This is a genomic window from Paenibacillus sp. FSL E2-0201, assembly GCF_037963325.1.
Taxonomy (GTDB): domain Bacteria; phylum Bacillota; class Bacilli; order Paenibacillales; family Paenibacillaceae; genus Paenibacillus_AQ.
The window spans coordinates 3,342,704-3,366,091 of sequence record NZ_CP150154.1; the positions used below are offsets into that span (position 1 = coordinate 3,342,704).

The 23,388-nt window shown below is 39.4% G+C and carries 18 protein-coding genes and 1 pseudogene; 14 read left to right on the forward strand and 5 right to left on the reverse strand.

Features of this window, described 5'->3' with window-relative positions:
* Positions 1-25: 25 nt before the first annotated feature.
* Both NSU15_RS15010 and NSU15_RS15015 read right to left on the reverse strand, forming a co-directional pair.
* Positions 26-1,105, reverse strand: a complete 1,080-nt coding sequence (locus NSU15_RS15010) for a response regulator (protein WP_081390077.1) — start codon at positions 1,103-1,105, stop codon at positions 26-28.
* Entirely contained in the window at positions 1,083-3,134 is a 2,052-nt protein-coding gene (locus NSU15_RS15015; RefSeq protein WP_339291137.1) for an ATP-binding protein, read from the reverse strand. The genes NSU15_RS15010 and NSU15_RS15015 overlap by 23 nt, the downstream gene beginning before the upstream one ends.
* Before the next feature lie 221 nt (positions 3,135-3,355).
* On the opposite strand from NSU15_RS15015, the gene NSU15_RS15020 reads away from it, so the two are divergent.
* Positions 3,356-4,156: a phosphotransferase gene (locus NSU15_RS15020; RefSeq protein WP_339291139.1), complete on the forward strand. Its 801-nt coding sequence runs from the start codon at positions 3,356-3,358 to the stop codon at positions 4,154-4,156.
* A 76-nt stretch (positions 4,157-4,232) separates the two neighbouring features.
* Positions 4,233-4,586 carry a VOC family protein gene (locus tag NSU15_RS15025; RefSeq protein ID WP_339291141.1) on the forward strand — a complete coding sequence of 118 codons (354 nt, stop codon included), beginning with the start codon at positions 4,233-4,235 and terminating at the stop codon, positions 4,584-4,586.
* 137 nt (positions 4,587-4,723) lie between these two features.
* Here the strand turns inward: NSU15_RS15025 and NSU15_RS15030 are convergent, their stop codons facing one another.
* Positions 4,724-5,422 carry a MerR family transcriptional regulator gene (locus NSU15_RS15030; RefSeq protein ID WP_076121661.1) on the reverse strand — a complete coding sequence of 233 codons (699 nt, stop codon included), beginning with the start codon at positions 5,420-5,422 and terminating at the stop codon, positions 4,724-4,726.
* Between the two features lie 156 nt (positions 5,423-5,578).
* Here NSU15_RS15030 and NSU15_RS15035 point away from each other — a divergent pair, with 156 nt between their 5' ends.
* From NSU15_RS15035 to NSU15_RS15070, 8 genes are all read left to right on the forward strand, one after another.
* The gene (locus NSU15_RS15035) at positions 5,579-6,457 is read left to right on the forward strand and encodes an alpha/beta hydrolase (protein WP_339291144.1); all 879 of its coding nucleotides are present in this window, start codon (positions 5,579-5,581) and stop codon (positions 6,455-6,457) included.
* An 8-nt stretch (positions 6,458-6,465) separates the two neighbouring features.
* Entirely contained in the window at positions 6,466-6,723 is a 258-nt protein-coding gene (locus tag NSU15_RS15040; protein WP_139328646.1) for a hypothetical protein, read from the forward strand.
* Positions 6,724-7,153: 430 nt separating this feature from the next.
* Positions 7,154-7,780, forward strand: a complete 627-nt coding sequence (locus NSU15_RS15045) for an RNA polymerase sigma factor (protein ID WP_339291146.1) — start codon at positions 7,154-7,156, stop codon at positions 7,778-7,780.
* Complete coding sequence (locus tag NSU15_RS15050; RefSeq protein WP_339291148.1) at positions 7,777-8,685, forward strand: hypothetical protein; 909 nt, start codon at positions 7,777-7,779, stop codon at positions 8,683-8,685. Before NSU15_RS15045 ends, NSU15_RS15050 begins: the two co-directional genes overlap by 4 nt.
* Positions 8,686-8,943: 258 nt before the next feature.
* Positions 8,944-13,071, forward strand: coding sequence for an SdrD B-like domain-containing protein (locus tag NSU15_RS15055; protein ID WP_339291150.1), 4,128 nt, complete (start codon positions 8,944-8,946; stop codon positions 13,069-13,071).
* 326 nt (positions 13,072-13,397) lie between these two features.
* The gene (locus NSU15_RS15060) at positions 13,398-13,721 is read left to right on the forward strand and encodes a metalloregulator ArsR/SmtB family transcription factor (protein WP_339291152.1); all 324 of its coding nucleotides are present in this window, start codon (positions 13,398-13,400) and stop codon (positions 13,719-13,721) included.
* Positions 13,721-14,137: an SRPBCC domain-containing protein gene (locus NSU15_RS15065; RefSeq protein ID WP_339291154.1), complete on the forward strand. Its 417-nt coding sequence runs from the start codon at positions 13,721-13,723 to the stop codon at positions 14,135-14,137. The genes NSU15_RS15060 and NSU15_RS15065 overlap by 1 nt, the downstream gene beginning before the upstream one ends.
* Positions 14,138-14,240: 103 nt before the next feature.
* Positions 14,241-17,411: an ATP-binding cassette domain-containing protein gene (locus tag NSU15_RS15070; protein ID WP_339291156.1), complete on the forward strand. Its 3,171-nt coding sequence runs from the start codon at positions 14,241-14,243 to the stop codon at positions 17,409-17,411.
* A gap of 57 nt (positions 17,412-17,468) precedes the next feature.
* On the opposite strand, the gene NSU15_RS15075 is transcribed toward NSU15_RS15070, so the two are convergent.
* On the reverse strand, positions 17,469-18,017 hold the full coding sequence (locus NSU15_RS15075) for a TetR/AcrR family transcriptional regulator (RefSeq protein WP_339291157.1): 549 nt from the start codon (positions 18,015-18,017) through the stop codon (positions 17,469-17,471).
* Positions 18,018-18,199: 182 nt separating this feature from the next.
* Between NSU15_RS15075 and NSU15_RS15080 the strand changes: the two genes are divergently transcribed.
* The 3 genes and pseudogenes from NSU15_RS15080 to NSU15_RS15090 all read left to right on the forward strand — a co-directional run bounded on the left by NSU15_RS15080 (position 18,200) and on the right by NSU15_RS15090 (position 20,965).
* Entirely contained in the window at positions 18,200-19,360 is a 1,161-nt protein-coding gene (locus NSU15_RS15080) for an MFS transporter (protein WP_076120867.1), read from the forward strand.
* Between the two features lie 147 nt (positions 19,361-19,507).
* A pseudogene (locus tag NSU15_RS15085) lies at positions 19,508-19,801 on the forward strand (aldo/keto reductase); the annotation flags it as partial.
* Positions 19,802-20,038: 237 nt separating this feature from the next.
* Positions 20,039-20,965 (forward strand): VanZ family protein, encoded by a 927-nt coding sequence (locus NSU15_RS15090; protein WP_339291357.1) that lies wholly within the window; start codon positions 20,039-20,041, stop codon positions 20,963-20,965.
* 48 nt (positions 20,966-21,013) lie between these two features.
* On the opposite strand, the gene NSU15_RS15095 is transcribed toward NSU15_RS15090, so the two are convergent.
* On the reverse strand, positions 21,014-22,048 hold the full coding sequence (locus NSU15_RS15095; RefSeq protein ID WP_339291358.1) for a PocR ligand-binding domain-containing protein: 1,035 nt from the start codon (positions 22,046-22,048) through the stop codon (positions 21,014-21,016).
* Between the two features lie 202 nt (positions 22,049-22,250).
* Between NSU15_RS15095 and NSU15_RS15100 the strand changes: the two genes are divergently transcribed.
* Positions 22,251-23,387 carry a glycerol dehydrogenase gene (locus NSU15_RS15100; protein WP_042127767.1) on the forward strand — a complete coding sequence of 379 codons (1,137 nt, stop codon included), beginning with the start codon at positions 22,251-22,253 and terminating at the stop codon, positions 23,385-23,387.
* Position 23,388 lies beyond the last annotated feature (1 nt).

Consider the following 23,388-nt stretch of genomic DNA (forward strand, 5'->3'; position numbering starts at 1 on the left):
AGGAATGGCTTTTTCATTTGATAAGTTATTCGCCAACCTCCGGTATAACAAAGGATACCAAAGTGCCTTCTCCTTGGTTGCTGTGAATCGAAAGGCCCTGACCATACAATTGCATCAGTCTTCGATGGGTATTAGCCAATCCGATGCCACTTTTAGCTTTCATGGTCGGTTCCAGCAACAACGCGAGCGTTCTATGATCCATACCTTGCCCATTATCCTCCACTTCGATTTTTACAGCATTGTTCAGACATGTGATCCGAATATAAATGGTACCACCCTGTTGACGCTTGAGCAGACCATGCTTAACAGCATTTTCTACCAAGGGTTGGATGGACAGGGGAGGTAACAGGATATCAATGTCCGGATCTACCTGCCAAACAACGGATATTCGTTCTGCAAATCGCGTTTGTTCAATATACAAATAAGATTCTACCAGCTCTAGTTCATGAGAGAGGTTCACAAGTTCTCCGATATTTAAAAAGTCAAAGCTGATTCGCAAAAAGGAAGTAAAAGCAGTGATGAGCTCTTGCATCTTTTTAGTATCCATATCACTGAGTGCCGCAATAGAGTTCAACGTATTGAACAAAAAATGGGGTTGAATCTGTGCCTGTAGATAAGCTGCTTCAATACGCACCCTTTCATTAAAGGATATTTTCATCGCTGTTAAGGCCCGAATGCGATATTTGAGTTCTACTGCATCCACCGGCTTGGTAACATAATCATTGGCACCGGAGTAGAATCCAGTGTAAATATCTTCAGGTTGACTGCGGGCAGTCAGTAATAGTATTGGGAGTTCATATAAGGAATAACGAGCGCGAACCTTTTGCGTTAATTCATATCCTGACATATGCGGCATCATTACATCACTGATAAGCAAATCCCAACTCTTTTTATCTAACCAATCCAGTGCCTCGTGGGCTGAGTTCACTGTCGTAATGAGATAAGGCTCATTTTCGAGAATACCCTTTAGTACATTCAGATTAACAGGATCATCATCTACCACCAAAAGATTTACCTTTGCGTCTGTAAGGAGCGGCGGGATTTTTTCTGCGTGATGATTGGATTGCTCGGAAATCCCCCAGTCAGCCATCTGTATAAATCTCATCTGCTGTATACGTCGTTATAGGTGCAGCCTCCCTTACTATCTGGTCGCTATATGAACCAGCAAGGGGAAGAGCAAAACTGAAAGTTGAACCTTTTCCGGGCTCAGATTGTATGCGCAAGCTACCACCATGTAGTTCGACCAACTGCCTACTAATGCTTAAACCCAGCCCAATCCCACGTCCGTCATATATTCCGTGAGGACCTTGCTCATAAGGGAGGAATACACGCTCCATAGTTTCTTTGGTCATGCCTACCCCGGTATCTGTCACATAGATAAAGACTTGACCGTCTTTTTCCTCAGCTGACACTGAAATAAGTCCTACTTCGGTGTATTTGAGCGCGTTGTGGACTAGATTTAATAAAACTTGTACCACTCTTTTCTCATCCGCAAGAACAGGTGGCATAGATTCTGGAATGCTCATGGATAACTGTACGGGTTTGCCTTCAATCATATATTGCAGCATGCTAATGACTCCGGGGACCACCGATTGAACTGAAATAGGCTCCTGTTTCAAAATAACTCGATGCTCCTGAAGACGGACAACATCCAGTAAATCGCCAAGCATATGTGACATACGGCGGCTGATAGTAATCAGCAGCTCCATATCCTGCCGGCTACTCTCGTAGAGTCTATCCTTTTCCTTCGTTACTATATTTTGCGCGATATTCATAATCCCATGAAGCGGTGTTCTTAGCTCGTGAGAAGTATTGGCGAGAAACTGATCTTTGAGTTTGTCTGCTTTTTTCAGCTGCTCATTTAGCTCCATGTTCTCTTTGGCATTCTGGAAATACTTTTTAAACCAATAAGCTGAGAAACCCACGATGGCAGCAATAATATCCAAAGGATAGTAGACTATCGAATAGTGTCCTTTACTATCCCACAAATTCCATAACAAATTAGAAACGATCGCCGCACCTGATAACAGCAGAAAAACAACATCCTTATCATCTTGTTTTTTGAACAATAAGCGAATCAAGCTATAAATCAACCAGATGAAGGGAATATACTGAAACACCTGAATAATTCCCCAATGAATCGATGTACTGACCAGATAAGCAGGAACGATAAATATAAATAAGGTATAAAGAAAAAGACACCCAGTGTAAGCACGTAACCACTTGTTGCCTTCGGCGCCAGAGGTGAATTTTCTGAAAACAAGCAGAATAAAAAGGTTTTGCCATAAGAAAGCGATTAAACGGATTTTTAATGACCAAGTGTAATTAATCGACAGCAATGAAAGAACTAAGTTGTCGTTTCGGGCTAAAAGGATTACGGCTACAGATAATGTCATTAACCCAACAAGAAAGAGAGCACGTTCTTTAGGATTAAATAAGTACAGAATATAGGCATATAGCCCATGCAGCAGCAGGATGATTGCAGTAAGCATTTGAAATCCGACGGTATAAAAATTTGTCCGGTCAACCACTTCCTCAGAGCCAAAGTAAATAGGCCCGCTTATACCACCTTTATAGGGATGATCAAAGTTTGCTACATGAATAAGAACATCTATTACTGCCGTGTCTTTTGAAAAATAAGATGCTGTAAATGTGGTGGTTTTTGGTACATATGTATCGGCATTAAGAGCAATTTCCCCATTATTAAGAATAGGGGTGCTGTTAATTTCCACACTAGAGGCGGAATAAATTTGTTTGATCCACAATGCGACAGGCTGCTGAAGTGGATCTACTAAAATGCGCAGACGGTAAGTGCCATATCCATATGAGGAATTGTACTCGCTTCCTAAGGCTTGGCTCCAATTCCCAGGAACTTGAAGATATTGGGGCGGTTTTGGGATCGTAGCAGACTTGGACGAAACGAATTGCGAAGGATAGAAGCCCCATTCACCATCTAGTCTGATTAAGTTAGCTTTCTTCAGATCCTGCCCCCGTAAATCTAGTACCCCGTTGCTAATTACAGGAACATTATCAGAAACCTTAAAAAGGCTAATCCAAATGCAGCGTATGCCAAAGAGAATGCTGATAAAAAGTAGAATGATAGCCAGCTTATGTAGGATAGTATTATTTTTCATGTGAATATTATAGCAAATAATTCTAATCTAGAATCTAAAAAGGAGATTATTTATATAAGATGAGCAAATATCAACAATGATCTTAACGGCCAGTATAGTTATAATTGTTCTTTATAAACAATAACTTGTAAATATTGTTATTATTAGAGAGGGAGTTTTCAACGCTAAGAGGTCAAAAATCTGCAATAGGTAATGCACTGAAATGAAAAGGAATGAACCAAATGCCTAAGGAAGAAGTGTTAAAAGGCGGTAATGTAAATCATATTGTCCGTATGGCGAACACTGTTCGCCGCCCTATGGGTTATTGGAGTCCGAATGTTCATGAACTACTCAAACATTTGGAAAAACAGGGCTATGAGGGAGCACCGAAATTTCTCGGGATCGATGATTCCGGTCGTGAAATATTGACATTTATTTCTGGAGAAGTTCCAGGGGATAATTATCCGATACTTGAACCGTATATGTGGTCGGACGAAACGCTTGTGGGTTTGGCACATCTTATGCGTCGTTTCCATGATGCGACTACAGTGTTTAGGCTCAATACGGAGGACAGATGGCAGCTTAGCTATGCCGACGATGCCGAACACGAAGTGATCTGTCATAATGACGCAGCGTTGTATAATGTTGTCTTTCAAAAGGAGGCTCCTGTGGCGCTGATTGACTTTGACATGGCAGGCCCAGGTCCGCGGATATGGGACATTGCGTACACCTTGTACACATCTGTTCCACTTGCGAGTTTCGCACCGGACCATACTTCTGGAACCACAGTAGCATACCAATATGAAATACATGCCGTAGAGCGACGTCGGCGAATTCATTTGTTTTTTGAAGCTTATGGAATTCCCGTCCCAAATAATCTGCGACAGTGGATTATACAACGTTTGATAGTACTGTGTGATACATTGAGAAATGGTGCTGCTGATGGGAATCCTGCCTTTCAGAAAATGGTAGACGAGGGTCACTTGACCCACTATGAAAGTGAGATTCGGTTTGTAACAGATCATTTCGAAGATTGGATATGAAAATCGGATATTCCGCTCATGGACAGGATCATTGAATAAAATTAAAAAAGTATACCATTAGAATTGAGGTTTGAGAATGAGTGTAAAACGAATTGTCACAAATATTAAAACGCAGAATGTTTCGGCAGCAAAAAGCTTTTACCAGGACGTACTCGAGCTTGATTTATTGATGGATCATGGTTGGATTGAAACATACGGCTTACCCGGAAAGGAAAACATTCAAATAAGCTTTGCCTCACAAGGCGGCTCCAATACGCCTACTCCTGATCTATCGATTGAAGTTGATGATGTCGATGTGGTGTTTGAACGAATGAAAAGTGCTGGATATACGATAGAATATGGACCTGTTGATGAGCCTTGGGGAGTTCGGCGATTCTATGTCCGCGATCCATTTGGCAAACTTATCAATATCCTTGCTCATAGACATTAGATAAGCAGTCACGGTGTGCATAAATCTAGATTGTTAATCTAACGGAATCAACTCCGTCCTTTAAGGGACGGAGTTTTTTGCGTACTTATAAATGATTTTAAGGAAGCATGATTATATCCCTCAAAAAACTAGCTTCCTCAATAGTATTTCACATATTTCATAAGGTCAGCGATCCCTAAAAACTGCTTCATTAATTGGCTATTTAATTTTTGAAGCGCAAGCTCGAAGGATATTTCAACTTTTTTATAGTTTTGTGTCTCTATTTCTTTCAGGAGTTGTTTCATGTTCTCGATATAATACACGGTCTTCCTTAAACTGCTGATCAGTATAATCTTTCTTAATTCCGTTAGAGTATAGAGCCTATAGCCGTTGTCTTTGTTTCTGTTAGAAGTAATAAGGCATTCTTGTTCCCAATGTCGAATGGCTGAAGGCTTAACGCCTGCCATTTGTGCAACCTCACCAATAGTCATTGCATTTGTTACCTCTAAATCTTTGTATTTTGATAAATCTGCGTTTCGGAACATGCGTAACACTTCCTCTAACCTAAGCTTTTCTAATTGTGTATTATGCTGTTCTTGATTGATTGTCCAAAGTGCATGTTCAATTTGCCCGGCTTTAATCTTTCTCATCACATCGTACACCACTGGAATCTCATATCCTTGTAAAAGGGCACGAATCGTTATAAAAGCTTGAACATGGATGGATGTGTAACATCTGCGATTGCTAGCAGTCCTCGGGACATCGGGAACTAAGTCTTGATCTTCGTATCTTCTTAACGTAGTAGTACTTACATTTAATTTCTTAGCTATCATTGTAGGTGTGTAAATATCATCCATAGTCGCTATCGCCCCATACATTAAAGTAAAACCTTCAAGTGCTACAACAACATTAAATCTAATTTATCAAGATATATCAAGGCTTAGAATGGGATAAACCGAAAGATTGCATGAATGTTATATGATATTTTTATAAAACAGTAAGGAGAGGATTGTTTGAAAAAGAATATACGATTATCAAATCAATCAACAATAGAAGTAGGATTAATGGGTGTCTCAGATCGCCCAACCATTATGTTACCTATCGCTAAAAAATCTGTGTACAATCAGGAGGCAGACAATCTAAAGCTATGGGGCGTAGATCCTGAATTAGGTAAACATTTTGTTAAAGGTCTCGCGGATACGTTTCAAGTGCTTTATTTTGATTATGAGGGTCATCTCTTTCAACATCCAGTGGGCAACTTAACTGCAGATCATATTGTGAAGGATTTACTCCTCATTGCTGATGAAATGAACGTTAAGAACTTCAGCTACTACGGTTATTCTTGGCTAGCTTTAATTGGACTACAATTGGCTGTCAGAACAAATCGTCTGGAAAGCTTGGTCATGGGAGGTTTTCCGCCTTATAATGGTCCCTATCAAGAGATGATGATTGTAACTCACAAAACACATACCCAAGCTTTGAATAATCAAAATGAGGCAGCTGAAATAAGCTCTTTTGAAACAGAGAATCCAGATGAGATAGACTGGGACAACATCAAGGTATCCATGGATACCCGTGTAACAGCTCAATTTGTTGCCTTATACGAAAGCCTCACTGCTTTTGATGATCGTAGTATTCACCATTTGCTTAGTCTTCCTAAATTAGCTTTTGCAGGAGAAAATGATACTATCGTATATGGTGAGAATTTTGGGAATGTTACCGTTGATATTGCTGGGATATTAAAGAAGAATACGACGAAGCTGTGTGATTTAGGTTGGGATGTTGAAATTCTAACGGGAACCCAAATGGATCATACAAAAGCGATGCAACCAGCTATAGTATTACCATTGATTAAGCCTTGGTTTATAAAAACAATTATAAATACGGACTAGACTGTAAATTGAGCATTTTTACCCCAGCTGTAAATGAGGATCAATCAATTCGGGCGGAACAGCAAACGGAAAAGGGAATATTATTGATGATAGCCAAAGGTGGAGAAGAACTTGGGCATTTGGTCGTATCGAGTACGATGGGACAAGAGTGTGCTCAGACCTTTCAGAGTAATTACTCTATTATCTACAGACAGGGAGATCAGGACAAAGTCTTAATGGAACTACCCATTTACTCGACCATCCACCAGTTGGAGCAGGTACACTAGAAGAAGATGCTAAAGATATCTATTACAAAATAGAATTTCACAATAAACGGTTAGTGGTTGATTAGCATGATTTGAACAAAAAGAAGGTCAGTCCACGAAATTGCGGAGCGGTTATGCTTCTATCATGAAGCTGTGGATGCTTTGTATGTTGACGGCGTTCAATGGTCACTTCACACAGAAGACCGATTGCCTTATCGGGGCAGTACTGCCCTATAGAAAGGTGCTGCAAATCATCTATTGTTCTTATTTATATATTGGCCGGTGTTGCCCTTTAAAGGGTACCCCGGCTTTTTTTATAGGCACTTTGGTCGATGAAGATGACTTAAGAATCAAAAGGATAAGATCACACGTCATATTATTGGCATTGAATGTCGAAGCTTATGAAGACATAAAATGATTTCCCACACTATTACATAAGAATAAAACTTTTTTGCAACCAAAACCCTTCTTTTCTTACTTTATAAGTGAGGCCTTAATCAAACTGAACGGAAGTGATGGAGTGGAAGATAGTGAAATCATACAGCTGTACTTTGCGCGTAATGAAACAGCAATAGAAGAAACATCCAAAAAATATAGAAATTATTGTACTAAGATCGCTCATAACATTCTGTCTAATTTAGAAGATTCGGAAGAATGCGTGAACGATACCTTTCTAGGAGCATGGGAAGCGATACCGCCGAAGACGCCTGCTAAGCTCTCATCTTTCTTGGGGAGGATCACCCGGAATATCGCATTAAATAAATACGATTATTACATGGCCAAAAAGCGGAATAAAACATTCGATACGATTCTTGATGAATTAAATGATTGTTTATTCTCGCCAGACAATGTTGAAAGTCAATACGAGGAAGAACAAATGGCTGAATCCATAAGCAATTTCCTTCTGAAAATTAACGAAGATCATCGAAATATCTTCCTGAGACGTTACTGGTACTCCGATTCTTTGGCTGATATCGCAACGCGATTTTCAATAAGTGAGAGTAATACGAAATCTATCCTTTTTAGAACACGAAAAAAACTCCAATTATACCTTATGAAAGAGGGTTATATCCTATGAATAATAAAGATCTATTTAAGACTATTGGTTATGTAGACGGCAATCTGGTGGAGAAGGCCAACACGGCGAGGCGCACTAAAAAGAGAACATTTGCGAAGTGGGGATCATTGGCCGCTTGTGCTGCATTGGTGTTAGGAGTGGCTGTTTACACATCTCCTTTGAAGCCATCGTTTACTAATTCACCACAAATCTCGCAGCAAACGCCAGTCTCAGCTCCCAACGGAGTTCGGAAGATTTTAAATTATAATGGATTTCGTTATGCATTCGTGGGTGATGGTGCTCAGTTTAAGTTCACAGGAATGAAGCCTGAAAAGTCACTTGGAAGCATAGATTTTGATATCAACCAAGAGATCGGGAAGGACGATGGAAGTAAAGATGTAGAAAAGGATTATGCATCTACGTTCGCAGTCGGAGGTAAGCTATATGAAATCCCGACGTACCCATCCCAATTCCGTATTGCTGTTAAGTATGAGGGATATTATTATTTGGCAGAAATCGTGGCGAAGACAAACGATTCTATAATGACAGCTAAGGAATATCTAGATATGTCTAATCTAAAAGAGCATGCAAAAGAAATCCATGTTCTTAATCATGTAGGGAATGACGTGTTAAAGAAAATGACGGATCATGCCTCTGTGGAATCTTTCATTGATGGGCTCTATAGCGCAAAAACAGCTGATTTAAGCAATAAAGAATACGAAGCTATTGCCCAGGCGCAGTCCCAAGGAAAATCGTATCAGCTAAAGTTCAATCTTAACGATGGAACCTATATGGGCATGTATATCATTCCTGAATTAAAAGTCGTATCTATGGGAGATGCTTACTATCAATTGCCTGATCTCTTCTTTGATCAATCCGGAGAACTTTTTTCCGGGCTTACACAAGATGTGTTGCCGCTTTACTAAACTTAAGAAGATTTGATTATGCTTAATAAAAAAGTAACGATTTCTAACAAGTTAAAACAAAGGCATCGAATCCACAGATTCGATGCCTTTGTTTTAGAGTAGAGTACAATTACCCAGATTGTGCGTTAGCCCTCACCCACTAATAGTCATTTGCGTATTACTAATACGAACAAAATGGTTACTAAATTTTCAATAATAGATGTATGTCATTTAAGTATGCAATTGAAAATGTTCAGTTGAGGAAGGAGATTAAGCTATATGGCTGCAACCATTACTGGAACAGTGTTTAATGATTTAAATCATAATGGGCAGTTTAATCCTGGTGAACCCGGGATTCCGAATGTTAGTGTTGTTCTATATAGTAATTCGAGTGGAACCTGTGTTTCTACGCTAACGAATGTCAATGGAGTTTATAGTTTTCCGATTACCGTTGCGGGAAGTTATTTCGTTTATGAGACGGTTACAGATTCGGGTGCTTCTTGTCCGCCAACTACTTTTTCGCAGCCAAGTGGATTTACAATGTCAAATGGGCCAAGAAAACTGACCGTAACCATTACAAAGTCTCAAATCAGCAATAATGCAACTGTAGCCAATCAGAACTTTAGCCATGATACTACAAATAATCCCTTAAGCTGTAATACAACAATGATTCAATTTGCAGGAAGACCTTCCGTTTGGTATTACCTCAATGTTGTAACAGGTGCAACCGTTATTCAAGGAACGGTTAGTCCACCTGTAGATATAAATGCAATCGGATATAATCCACTGGATAACTATATTTATGGATATGATCAGCTTAATAATAATCTCGTTCGAGTAGATAACAGTGGAAACGTCACTTCATTATTTCCACTGCCACCCGGATTTCCCTCCGACAGCTATACCACCGGAACCTTTGATTTGAATGGTTTCTTTTATATTATTGTTAATAATGAATCTCGATTTTATGTAATTGATCTCCGGCCAAACGCTTCTACTTATTTGAAGCTGGTAAACCCAGCCAATGAATTTTCCGAGCAAACCAGCAACTTTGGCGTTCCCTTGAGCTCGGCTCTAAATGTCAGCGGCTGGGTTTATAATAGCTCGGATAGTCGTCTATATGGCATCACACCAACAGGTTTGATGGAAAGAGTAAATCCTGCTACGGGTGCGATTACAAATTTAACGACAACCCCACGTAGCGCTGGACCGTTCGGAGCAGCGGCGATCGATTTTAACCATAATATTTATGCAATTTCTAATAGTACGGGTAATATCTATCGATACACCATCGTTGGCAACACGGCTACGGCAACCCTATTCTCTAACACGGCAACTACTTCATTTAATGATGCTACCTTATGTCCTCAAGCTGTTATTAATTTGGACGTTAGTGACACTTCAGATACTGTAGCAGGAAATGGACTTGTCCTCGGGACACAAATAACATCAGAGCTCGACGCGGATCAGAATTCTACTGTAACGGGTGACGATATTTCGAAGGGGATTCAGATCGATGGACTTTCAGTTCCTCTCACAACACTTTCAGTAAGTGCCACCAGTTACACACTTCTTGCAACAGTGACCAATACAATCGGAAGTACAGCTAACTTATACGGATGGCTAGACTTTAACACAAACGGCATCTTTCAAGGTAATGAAGCGGCTCCGGTTCAGGTGGTATCTTCCCGGCCCGGAACACAAATTGTACCGTTAACCTTTACATTACCCCCTGGAGTAATTCTGGCGCCTACGCAAACTTTTGTCAGACTCAAATTTACGACGGATACGCTAGTGAACCAAAATATATCTCCGACAGCAGTGGATACAAGAAGCTTGGGAGCGGCATCTGACGGAGAGGTAGAAGATCATATTCTTGAGGTTAATAACATAGCAGATTTATTGGTAGACAAATCGAATACTCCTATTCCTGTTTTTCCGGGTCAAGAGCTGGAGTACTACATTAAAGTTATAAATAACGGACCGGATGCCGCTTTAAATGTTTTGTTAACCGATCTGATTCCACCGGAAGTCCTTAATCCAGAATACAGTCTAAACGGGGGAACAACTTTCCTAGCATGGACTGGAAGCATAGGCTTGGGAACATTGCCAGCAAATGAATCCATTCCAGTTCTGATACGCGGGACGGTTAGCGATACTGCAGTGGGGACGATTATCAACACGGCAATCATTAGCAGTACTACTGAAGCCCCGGATCCAATAAATAACACATCAACTTCCTTTGCAACGGTGAATCAATCAGCAGATGTATCCGTAATCGAATTAGCAGATCCAACACTTGCCGTCCCAGGAGATTTATTGACATATTCGATCATTGTGTCAAATGCTGGACCATCATTAGCAGAGAATGTAATGTTAGTCGATGCCGTACCAAGTCAAATGACGAATCCAGAATTCTCTGTAGATGGAGGCATTACCTTTAATCCGTGGGACGGTTCTTATAACATAGGAACATTAATCAACGGGAATACAGTTATAATAATACTTCAAGGAATAGTATCTCATTCATCCGTTGGAACGATTATTAATACAGCAGCGATTAATTCCACAACACCCGATCCTGAACTGTCTAATAACACTTCGACATCCGTTACTCCGATTATCAATTTGGCTGATCTTACCGTTGAGAAAACAGTAATCTCTTCTTCAATCACCGCAGATCAAGTACTTACTCCCACTATTTTTACGGCCATTGCAGAACCTTCTAATGCGGAAAATGTTACCTTAACGGAGGGGAGGACAGCAAACCCTTCTGCAGTTTCGCCGAATATCAAAGAAGCTGACCCGGATCTGTTCAATACTGTGAGCGTTACTAATGACGACCCATCGGATACCGAGGGGGTTATGTTAATCGATGCTGATCCTAGTAAAATCATTAACCCGGAACGCTCTGAAGAGTCTGTTACAGGAAACATTACGAATACGGTGATCGTAAGTTTAACTGCACCAGATCCAGATTCAACGAACAACACGTCAAGGACCGGTGCCCCAGTGAATGCATCATCGGATCTTTCTATCGTTAAAACAACGAGCTCGAGTACCGTTATTTCAGGACAATTGCTCACCTATAACTTGCTGGTAACGAATGAAGGTCCATCTGATGCTGATAATGTGGTAGTTACAAATAGTGTACCAAATCAGCTTATCAACGTAGAGTTTTCAATCGATGGAGGAAGGGCCTTTAATCCATGGTCGGGTTCCTATACGATCGGCACATTGGGAAACAGCTTTGGACTTACAATAATTATTCGAGGGACAGTTATCAATGAAGCGGTGGATACAATTACAAATACCGCAACCGTTAGCTCGACAACACCAGACCCGGATCCAACGAACAACACGTCAACCATCGTTATCCCGGTAAATGCATCTTCCGAGCTCTCTTTCGTTAAAATATCGAATGCGAATTTTTCAGATTTAAATCTATCGAATAACACATCAACAATCAGTACTCCAATCAACATTTCGGCGGATCTTTCAGTTGTAAAAACAGCGAGTCCAAATCCCGTAGCTCCCGGCCAACCCCTCACGTATACCGTTGTCGTGTCTAACACTGGACCGTCCAACGCTGAGAATGTAACTTTAATTGATGCGGTGTCTAATGTGCTTTCAAACGTAGAATTTTCTACGAATGGAGGAACGACCTTTGCTCCTTGGGGTGGTTCCTTGAGTATAGGCGCATTGTCAAATGGCGCTTCCAATACGATATTAATTAGAGGCATCGTGAACACTTTCTCTAGTGGACCAGTATCCAATACGGCAATCGTAAGTACCACAACAACGGATCTAAATCCTGCTAATAATACATCAACGGTTACGGTCAATATTATCGGAACAGCGAATGTATCCATTGTCAAATTTGGAAGTGCGGACCGAGCTTGCCCGGGTCAGTTGATCAGCTATACATTAGTAGTATCTAATGCAGGACCTTCGAATGCAGAAAATGTAACTTTAACAGATATTGTTTCAAGTATGCTTAGAAATGTCGAGTTCTCTACGAATGGTGGATTGAACTATTCACCTTGGAGCGGTTCTTACGCATTAGGAACACTGGCTAACGGATCATCAGTCACGGTTATAATTAGAGGGAAAATAAGCTCTTTCGCAGAGGATATGATCTCTAATACGGCAACAGTGAGTGCATCAACACCAGATCCGGTACCAACCAATAATTCCTCGACATTCGTTATTCATATTCAGAAAGGCGAAGAATGCCAAAAGTGCGGTAAAGATCATAAATGTGATTCATGTAAAAACATCCGTAAACCTCACAAAATAAAGAGATGTAAAAAATGCACGAAAACTCATAAATGCGATAAATGCAGAAGAGCAGCGCAGAAACGAAAAAATCGTTCTCGAAAGGCTTTAAAATTGAAACGTAAATAATTAGAAGCGGGTACCCCATGATGGAAGTATCCGCTTATTTGTGTGTCTAATCTATTTATAGCGTTTAAGGGTAAATTGAAAGATCGTTCCCTTTCCTTCATGGATTGAATCTAACAAAACATTGTGGCATAAAAATATCATCCTCATTGAGATATCGAATCTTAATCAGATAAGTAAAAGAACTGTTAATGGAAGGAATAGGAATCTTGACACGACACCATTTGGTGTCCTATAATCAAATAGACACCAAATGGTGTCCAATTACGTACTGATGAAGTATAATCAGTTACACTACAGGTAATATTACGGAAAAGGTGGGGGTGGTTTTGAACGATAATAGTCAAGTGAGAGATGTATATGACGCAGTTGCAGATCCAACAAGGCGAAAATTACTTCAAATCCTGGCTGATGTTGATGAAATACCCCTACATGAAATCACGATTCATTTTGAAATGGGTCGTACTGCAGTTTCTAAGCACTTGTCTATTCTTAAAGATGCTAATCTTGTAGTTGCTCGAAAGGTTGGTAGAGAAACGAGGTATCGTTTGAATGCCAATCCATTGAAAGAAATTCGGGATTGGGTATCTTTTTACGAAGGCTTCTGGAAAGATAGAATCGATAAACTAAAAATTTTATTGGAGGAAGAATAATGAAACCGGATGTATCCTTAGATTATCAATTTACAAGCTCCATCGAGAAGGTATGGAACGCTCTGACGGATTCAGATACACTTGCGAAATGGATTTGGAGCAATGACTTTAAGCCAGTCGTAGGGCATAAATTTCAATTTCGTGCAGAGCCAAATGAATGGTGGGATGGTATTGTTGATTGCGAGGTTCTCGTAGTAGACGAGCCACATACATTATCCTATACTTGGCATAGTGCTGGAGAAGGTACAACAGTTACTTGGACTTTGAGCAAAGAGGAAGATGGTAAGGTTCATCTGCACCTTGCTCAATCTGGATTTAGTGAGGAGACCAAAGCTCGCCAAGGCGCTATCGAGGGTGCTAAATATGCTTGGGTGAATATGGGCAGTCAGCTTGAAAAAGTATTAGCAGAACTGTAATTTCAAGAATAGGGCGCTTTTCTGAAACACGGAAAGTGCCCTTTTTAATGGAATAAATCATGGCAATACTACATGAAGAGAATGGAGATGAGATGATACCACTATGAAAATAAACCGATTAATTGCGAACAATATTAATAAGTTAGATGCAGTACTACCAGTAGATCAATCCCTAGGGATTGCTGGGTTGTCCGGTTCTGGTAAAACAACTTTTTGTCAAACCATCGGTGAAGAATCCAAGAAGCGTCTCGTTTCTTTATTGCCAAAGGCAGAATATCAGTATTTATTCCCTAACATTATGGAAACTAATTTCAGTGCGATCCAGATGGAAGAAATGCCGCTTGTACTTTTTCTAGGGAGATCATCCATTTCTTCTAATCCTCGATCAACTATTGGCACACATACGGGTGTGTTTACAGAGATTCGTGTTGCGATTGCTGAACAATATAACCTATCACCAGAGGTTTTTTCATTTAATAATGAACTAGGCTGGTGTCCAGATTGTAAAGGTCGCGGAACTACTAAAAATGTCGAATGTAAAAAGTGTAAAGGGAAGCGCTATAATCAAGAAACTGAACAATACAAAATGAAGTTATTGAATCAAGACATGAGTATTTCTGATATCAACGATTTAAGTGTCGAAACTATTTTATCACTAGCAGAAGTGCTGAACATTAGTGAAGGTAAACAAAACATTCTAAAAAACATTATCCATATGAATATTGGTTATTTAACCTTAAATCGGATTATGGGTACTTTGTCAGGTGGAGAGTTAACACGACTTTACTTAGCAGAATTCATGGCAACCAGTGAAAACACCGTAATTATCATAGATGAAATCTCTGTGGGTCTGGATCACCAAACCCTTTTGAAAATATTAGAGCAGATTAAACAATTAGGTTTTAAGAATCAAATTTGGCTTATTGATCATTCGGACACGGTATTAGACATAACGGACGATCAATTGTTCTTCGGACCAGGTAGTGGGAAATATGGCGGAAAAATCGTTGAAGAATCACCACGTCCTGCGCCGATCAATGGGGAGATAAATCAGGCTGCACCCACTGAATACTATCATTTTTATGATCTTTTCTGTCGTAATATTCAAATGGCTGAAATTCAGATCCCCCGAAATAGACTTGTAACATTCACTGGTGAATCTGGATGTGGTAAGTCTACACTGGTCAATGAGTGTATGTCCAAAGATTTTGTTACGCGATATCCCAAAGATAAGCTGGTCATTGTGGGGCAAGATCGAAACCAATCGATTACCAGTCGGTCGACCGTTGCAACTTTTCTAGATATTAAAAGAAAACTCACTAAATACAGTGAAGAGATTGATGATATTTTTCAGCGCTCGATTGAAGATATTATTGATGAATTGCCAAATGAAGACATTGCTCATAAACGCTTAAGTTTATTGATCAAGCTAGGCCTTGGTTATTTGACGTTGGAAAGAAAAACACAGTCTTTATCAACAGGTGAATTTCAATGTGTCCATTTAGTTTCTGAGCTATTCGCGGGTTCAAGAAATCCGAATACGCTATTCATCTTTGACGAGCCTTCCAAAGGGTTATCACAAAATATTCTAAATCAATTCATTGATAGCATTAGAGTTATTCTTCAGGATGAAACTGTATCCATTATGATGATTGAACATAACTCGTATATGCTGGAAAACTCTGATTTTATCGTTGATTTTGGCAAAAGACAGCTTGAACCCGTGGAGCATCTCAATGTTGTCAGCCATGAAGAATATTATCGTCAACACAACAATGAAACGCCTGTCGCTCCATTGCAGATTTCTTCAACACTGCGTCAAGAAAATGGTGTTAACTACTTAAAAGATGATCAAATTGCCTATTTTAAAAATGCTGAAAATATCTATAAAGGCGGCATCTTAAAAAGCTTATCCTCTATGGCGCGTTTGATTTATGGTGAATACGAATCGGATACCATTGCACCTGTGATCGCTATTGATTTAGAACGCCACTTATATAGTCAATATACTTTTCTGTATGAGATTGGTGGCTTGATTAACCATATTGTAACGGCGCATCCCACCAATAAAGATACGAGTAGCTTCGATTTCTATTATCAAGACAATCATTGTCCATGCTGTAAGGGACGTCGAGTCGTTGAAAAGTTTGATTTTGAAGTTGTCCTTCAGGACAAAAATGTACCGTTTTGGGAGGGCTTATTGCATCCAGATGCAATGGATATCCTAAAATTCTATCAATTCCCCAAAATAAAATTCATCTTTGAAGAGATTAAGAATGAACTCGGACATGATCTCAGCAAAAGTTATAATGAGATGACGGATGCAGAAAAGCATGCTTTTTGGTACGGGTATTGGGAAAAGTCATTTTATGATAAGGCAAGCAAAGCAACGAGGACTTGGGAAGGCTTTAATTACATCATTGGGAACTACATGGTGATATCGAAGGCGATTATTAAAGAGCATATCAAACAATCTAAAATAATGATTACCTGTCCAATCTGTCAAGGAACCGTACTTAATCATCATAAGAAGCTAAAGTTTGGTGACACGGATATTCGTGAGATCATTGGACAGCCTCTCGAACAAGTGATTAGAACTGTTGGTGAATTACCGGCACTCCAAAAAATGAAAGCCATTGTCGGCGGCGATATGCTTCTGACAGAGGAAGTCTCTCTTTTACCATGGGAAACACAAGTTGCTCTGAAAATGCTTGAACTAGAGCTGGCAAGCTTTGCACACTATGAAATGGTGTTGCAAAATGCTTTGCCTTTCTGGGGAATAATTAGCAATAGTATAGAATCCATCAGCATAAATAATCGAATCACCATTTGTGATTTTGACAATATCACCGAAACAAGAGAAAACATCATTGATAAGTATTTCACGAATGGAAAATACAAAAAGCTGACCTATGTTTATGAAGCGTTTGGTTACAAAAAACTGGTCACTCTAATTAATAAGATAAAAGCTAGTCAACCATGTCCATTCTGTAAAGGAAAGAAAGTTATATCAGAAGATGGACTCCACGATGGCGTTTATAAGTTAACGATTCCATGTGTTAGTTGTTATGCAAGTGGAATTAATGATGAGGGCCGGAAGGAAACCGTTGAAGGTATTAATGTTCAGACCTGGCTAACAGGCAATGTAAGTGATGTTGTGTCTGAAGGCTCAAATATTGGAGCAGTGGCAGATATTCCAATTTTCAATCGTATTCGTGAGTTGAACAAACAAGAAATGATGGCCGTTTATCAATATCTTGAAGAAAATAATTAATAAAAGCCCAACTTCTCTATTGGTTTACGGAGAAGTTGGGCTTTTGGGTTTAGAAACTTAGGATAGGTTATTATCCAATAAAATTTCCAATTGTTTTTCCATAACGTCAGGTGGATAAGGCATTTGGTTTGTAAACCACCATTCCACGATCCCTACATACGCTGGTGCAATAAACTGAAGAATAACGTCTTCGTATAACCCCTGTTTTTTCCCCTCTGACATCTCCCATTCACTCTTGATATCCTCGATGACAAACTCAAGAAACCGACTCCGAAAGAAGGGAGCTCCTTTACTAGATAACATCGCTGAAAAAAATAAATAATTATGTTCGAAATATTCAAACCAGGTCAACTTATGATGTGCTGAGCTTATTTCCGATTCTGAACTGCAGGATTCTCTAAGTTCATTGATATGTTCCTCAATTAACTTATCTAATAAATCATATTTATCCTCGTAATGCAGATAGATTGTTCTTCGACTAACATCCGCTCTGTCAGAAATATCTTTTAGCGTTATAGCATCGAATTTTTTTTCAGACATCAGTTCAGTCATTGCTTTTTTTATGGCTGCCTGAGATTTAAGAATTCTTCTATCAACCTTTGTCACGTAGAGTCACCAAACTTTCTTGCAGATAATAAACAGATCAAAGCAATGTGTGAATTATTACACGGATCACGGATATTTGCTAATTGAAGAAACTTAACTCATCAATAATAATACACATGAGAGTAATAATTCACCAGCGTTTACTTTCGAGCATAAAAAATATATATAGGTAAGGGGTTAATATGGCAAAACAAAATCATTTGTATTTATTTATTCTAGTTATAGGAGTCTTCGGCATCCTAACAACTGAAATGGGGGTAATAGGAATGTTACCTCAAATAGCAGATAACTATCATGTTTCAGTGTCCAAAGCAGGGCTGTTAGTTAGTCTCTTTGCACTTGCTGTTTCGATTGCTGGTCCTACGATGCCGTTATTATTCTCAAGTTTAAACCGGAAAAAAGTCATGTTGCTTGTACTTGGTATTTTTATTCTTGGGAATATCATTTCCATTTTCACATCAAACTTTAATGTGCTGTTAATTGCTCGTGTGATTCCAGCCTTTTTTCATCCAGTTTATTGTTCGTTGGCTTTGACAGTAGCTGCTACTTCAGTCAGTAAGGAAGAAGCTCCAAAAGCTGTTTCTAAAGTCATGTTCGGCGTGACAGGAGGTATGGTTCTTGGTGTACCCATCACTAATTATATTGCTAGTCAAAGTTCTGTAGATATGGCGATATTATTCTTTACAATCGTAAACGCCCTAGTATTCATAGCGACGTTATTATTTGTACCCTCTATGCCAGTGAAGGAAAGGCTTTCATACGGATCTCAAATAAGCGTATTAAAAAAGCCGATGGTTTGGTTAGCCATTATTGCGGTCGTACTTATTGGATCAGCAACAGCTAGTGTTAATAGTTACATCGCAGAGTATCTGGAGTCCATTACACATATTTCAGGGAAGACGTTAAGCTTAGTGTTATTGTTATATGGTTTAGCCAGCTTGGTCGGAAACTTTGCAGGGGGAAGATTACTCTTTAAAAATGCGATAAGAACAGTCATAACATTTCCAATTATATTAGGAATCATTTATCTATTATCATTAGTAACGGGTTCGTCCACAGGACCTATGATCATAACAGTTTTGTTATGGGGTTTGTTCTATGCAATAGGTAATCTGATCAGTCAATACTGGATTACATCCGCAGTTCCAGAGGCCCCTGATTTTGCTAATGGGTTGTTCCTATCCTGTGGGAACTTAGGAATAACCATAGGTACAGCAGTGGGCGGATTATTTATATCAGGAATGGGTACACAGTACATCGTTATAGGAGGAGCGTTATTTTTGGCATTGAGTTTATTCACGATTTTTCTGAGAATTTACTTTTTTAATCCTGCTAAGCAGTAGTTAAGACAGCCATTAGAACAAGAAAAATGAATCGAGTCCATAGACCCGATGCATTATTTTATAATTGTTCATAAAGCTTCTCATCAACGGGTTTATATCCTGGGGCAATAGCTAATTTCCCGATAGGTGGGTTGTTCACCTGCCACTCCTTTTGCAGAAGGAAGAAACAATCTTTTTCAAAATGAAGTATTAAATTCAATCGCTGAAAAACATCAGAAATCCGTTGCTCAAGTAGTTTTACGTTGGTTAACCCAAAGAGGCGTGATTGCCATTCCAAAATCTACTAATAAAAGACGAATCATCGAAAACTTTAATATTTTTGACTTCAAATTAAACCAAGAAGATTTGGAAAGAATAGCTGCGTTAGATACGAAACAGAGTGTATTCTTTTCGCATAACGACCCCCAAATCGTAGAAGAGCTTGCTAAACATAAATTTTGATATTTAATGCTCATATAGCACGTCAAGGGATGTTCCAAAAGCCATGAAAAGGCTGCTGGGGCACCCTTTTTTTGACCTAATCTAACCCCTTGCGATATGAAGTTGTTTTGATACAGTGATGTCTTATTATTGAAATAAGCTTTGAATGACTAAATCGTCACCTTCTGTGTCACTGGAAAGTCACTTTGGAGAGCTATACTGATTCCATCGACATATGGAAGGAATTGTGAAGTGATTATGGGAGTTAAATTGCGCAAAATTCTTGTTATAGGAACTATTTTGTATACGCTTTTAATCTTATATTTTTTGTTTCTTGCTTTCAATAGAGTAGAGCATGCAACAAGCCAATATGGATACACGTTTATGATGATTCCAGAAAGTGTTCCGCTTCGTTTTCCCAATCTCACTGACCTATCCTTTTCTTGGATATATAACTTTGGGAACATCGCTGCCTTTATTCCTTTTGGTGTATTATTTCCCTTGTTGTATCGTACTCATTTTAAAAAGTTTATTTGTTTGTTTATCTTAACGATTTTTGTGTTGGAGACTCTTCAAGCTTTAACTTTTTTAGGTTCCTTTGATGTAGATGATGTCATTTCCAATACGTTAGGAGCAATGATCGGATTTTGCGCCTATAAGATAGGATTTATTTCAAAAATCACTTGGAAATCACTTATTAATTCGGCTTTAACTGTTGTTGTTCTATTGATTGGAATCATGGGAATCTCTGAGATCATTGATGTAACTCTAGAGAAAAGTGAAAGACCTATACAGGGATTACAAACACTGAAACAACTTACTGGAAGTATGCCCATCACGCATGATCTTCCCAGCTTCACTATTGCAGGTGAAAAAATCACACCAAAATTGAACTTGTATAACAGTGAGGGGAAAGAAATTAAAGAATACAAATACACTTTGGATGATAAAAAAGAGGTGTTGCTATATTACAACTTCGGTTTCCCTGATCATGTTGATTCTAATAGTGAACTCATTATTGCAGTTGATGGTAACGTAATGCTTCAATCGACTGAACAATATAGTCCACAAGCTGAGCTTATAAATACAGCGTTAGTTACCGTAAGCGAAATAACCATTACCCTCAAAGGGAATGTGAAGCTATGGGATGTAGGATTCAGTGAAATGAAACACTGGTGGGAATGAGGAGTTAACCCTTCGTTAATTTTATTAACGGAGGGTTTGTTTTGCTGATCAACTCATATACATATTCCGGTATACAGCAGGGGTGAGGTTTTCGAACCGTTTGAATGTTTTAATAAAATAACCAGTATCACAAAATCCTAAATCATCGCTCACTTGATTAATAGGTGCGTCTGTGGTTTCCAGCAACTGTTTGGCCCATTCAATTTTGAGCCTGGCAACGAAGAGGGAGAAGTTCTCGCCTGTTTCTTTTGTAAATATGCGACTGAAATAACTGGGGCTGATATGACAAAGCTTGGCCATTTCTTTTAGGCTGAAATTTTCATTTTTGTGCGCATAGATGTAATCGAACGCAGGCTGAAGCACTGAATTTGTAGAGACGAACCTTTGAGCCCCATTTTTCAATTTGGTCTCGATGAGCGCCCCTGACAGTTCTTGCTGAATGGATTGAATTTTGCGATACGCACGGTCTGTCTCGTCAAAGGTTTCTGCTGAAGCAGTTGTGTCAATATTTGAGGTCAGCACTCTTTTGTACAAATCAACTGTGGTCCGTTTCTGAATGGCTTCTTCTACGATATAGGTGCTCAGCTGAAGCAGCAGATCAACGCACTTTGTTACTTCATCATAGGATAAGACAGGGAGTGCATCGTAATCCTCTTTGAGCGAATTAAACTTCTTGTTCGCCTCAACATTAGGTGGCCTAGATACAATCTGCTCCAGTTGTGACACGTCAGGTTCACGATGCTTAAGCTGTCCGGCCATAATTGCACCTAAATATTGATCGTCAATAATAATTGGAATGGCAATATCGATAATGTTGAAATGGCATAAGTAAATATAAGGCTTGTTCTGGCGAACAGCTTCAATGCCGGCACGAGCATCACATTTTTGACAGTACTGAGAGAGGTTAGAATCCTGGCGCACGCCTTGACAGAATGGCTGACAGAAGCTGTGCTTAGTCACAGGAACACCTTTATAATCAACGGTAAGGATGGCCATTTTAGTAACAAGTGATAAGGAGTCCTGCAATTTCTCCCATTTCTTCAAATCAATTATTTCTTCTAAATTAAAGCGAGATTTGGGCATCATGATATTCTCCTAGGAAAGTTATAGAAACATAATGAACATTATAGCGAATTTATGAACAAAAGGACAAGATAATACAATTTCTAAAAGAGTGGACAAAAAAACATGATAAGAAAACGCTTTATTTAGACCTTATTGTTTCATGCATATCGAAATTGAGCAATCTATAATAATAACTATATACAATCTAGGAGGAATGAAAATGAGAAGAGCGTTTATCAGTCCGACGAAATATGTGCAAGGTGAGAATGAACTTTTGAATTTAGGTTATTTTGTAAAAACCTTCGGTGATTCTGCACTGCTCATTGCACATCCAGATGATGTTACACGTGTGAAAGATAAATTGGAATCCACTAAACAGAAATTTAATATAACGCTTGTTGAAAGCGGCTTTCATGGGGAATGCTCAAGACAAGAGGTTGCAAGATTGCAGGCTCTAGCCAAGGAACATCAATGTGCATGTACGATTGGTTTGGGTGGAGGTAAGGCGATCGATACGGCAAAATGCGTAGCAGAGGGAGAAGCGTTGATTATCGTTCCGACAATAGCAGCCACGGATGCACCCACAAGCCACTCTGCAGTACTGTATACCCCAGAAGGCGAATTCGATGATTATGCTTATTTCAAGCAAAGTCCAAGTGTAGTCATGATCGATACAACAGTCATTGCCAAAGCGCCAACAAGATTTCTTGTTGCTGGGATGGGAGATGCACTGTCCACTTATTTCGAAGCAAGAGCTACCGCGAATTCTTACTCCAATGTGAATGCGGGATTACCTTGCGGGGTTCGTGAAGGTGTTTGTGGGGAAGCTAAAGGAACAATAACAGCGCTAGGTCTTGCTAGACTGTGCTATGACACTTTGCTTGAAAATGGATTCAAGGCAAAGCAGGCCTGCGATTTGAATATTGTAACACCAGCCTTAGAGAATATCATTGAAACGAATATTTTATTATCGGGACTGGGCTTTGAAAGTGGAGGTTTGGCAGCGATTCATGCGATTCATAATGGTTTAACAGCATTAGAGGGTACGCATCATTATTATCATGGAGAGAAGGTAGCCTTCAGTACAATTGCTCAATTGGTGCTTGAAAATGCGGACCGTACGGAATTAAGAGAAGTATTGGACTTCTGTCTGTCGATTGGTCTTCCAGTGTGCTTAGAAGATATCGGAGTAGAGCATGTAACTTACGAAGAACTTCTTGAGGTTGCTAAAAAAGCTTGTATTGCTGAGGAATCCATTCATTCGATGCCATTCCCAATTACGGAGGAGGCGGTAGCATCGGCGATTATGGCTGCTGACCAACTAGGCCGTCAATATAAACTAAGTAAGGAGCTTTAAG

Coding starts and splice junctions, on each gene's coding strand:
- NSU15_RS15010 (WP_081390077.1), bottom strand. CDS start 1,105: ATGAGATTTATACAGATGGCTGACTGGGGGATTTCCGAGCAATCCAAT.
- NSU15_RS15015 (WP_339291137.1), bottom strand. CDS start 3,134: ATGAAAAATAATACTATCCTACATAAGCTGGCTATCATTCTACTTTTT.
- NSU15_RS15020 (WP_339291139.1), top strand. CDS start 3,356: ATGCCTAAGGAAGAAGTGTTAAAAGGCGGTAATGTAAATCATATTGTC.
- NSU15_RS15025 (WP_339291141.1), top strand. CDS start 4,233: ATGAGTGTAAAACGAATTGTCACAAATATTAAAACGCAGAATGTTTCG.
- NSU15_RS15030 (WP_076121661.1), bottom strand. CDS start 5,422: ATGGATGATATTTACACACCTACAATGATAGCTAAGAAATTAAATGTA.
- NSU15_RS15050 (WP_339291148.1), top strand. CDS start 7,777: ATGAATAATAAAGATCTATTTAAGACTATTGGTTATGTAGACGGCAAT.
- NSU15_RS15055 (WP_339291150.1), top strand. CDS start 8,944: ATGGCTGCAACCATTACTGGAACAGTGTTTAATGATTTAAATCATAAT.
- NSU15_RS15065 (WP_339291154.1), top strand. CDS start 13,721: ATGAAACCGGATGTATCCTTAGATTATCAATTTACAAGCTCCATCGAG.
- NSU15_RS15070 (WP_339291156.1), top strand. CDS start 14,241: ATGAAAATAAACCGATTAATTGCGAACAATATTAATAAGTTAGATGCA.
- NSU15_RS15080 (WP_076120867.1), top strand. CDS start 18,200: ATGGCAAAACAAAATCATTTGTATTTATTTATTCTAGTTATAGGAGTC.
- NSU15_RS15090 (WP_339291357.1), top strand. CDS start 20,039: ATGGGAGTTAAATTGCGCAAAATTCTTGTTATAGGAACTATTTTGTAT.
- NSU15_RS15095 (WP_339291358.1), bottom strand. CDS start 22,048: ATGCCCAAATCTCGCTTTAATTTAGAAGAAATAATTGATTTGAAGAAA.
- NSU15_RS15100 (WP_042127767.1), top strand. CDS start 22,251: ATGAGAAGAGCGTTTATCAGTCCGACGAAATATGTGCAAGGTGAGAAT.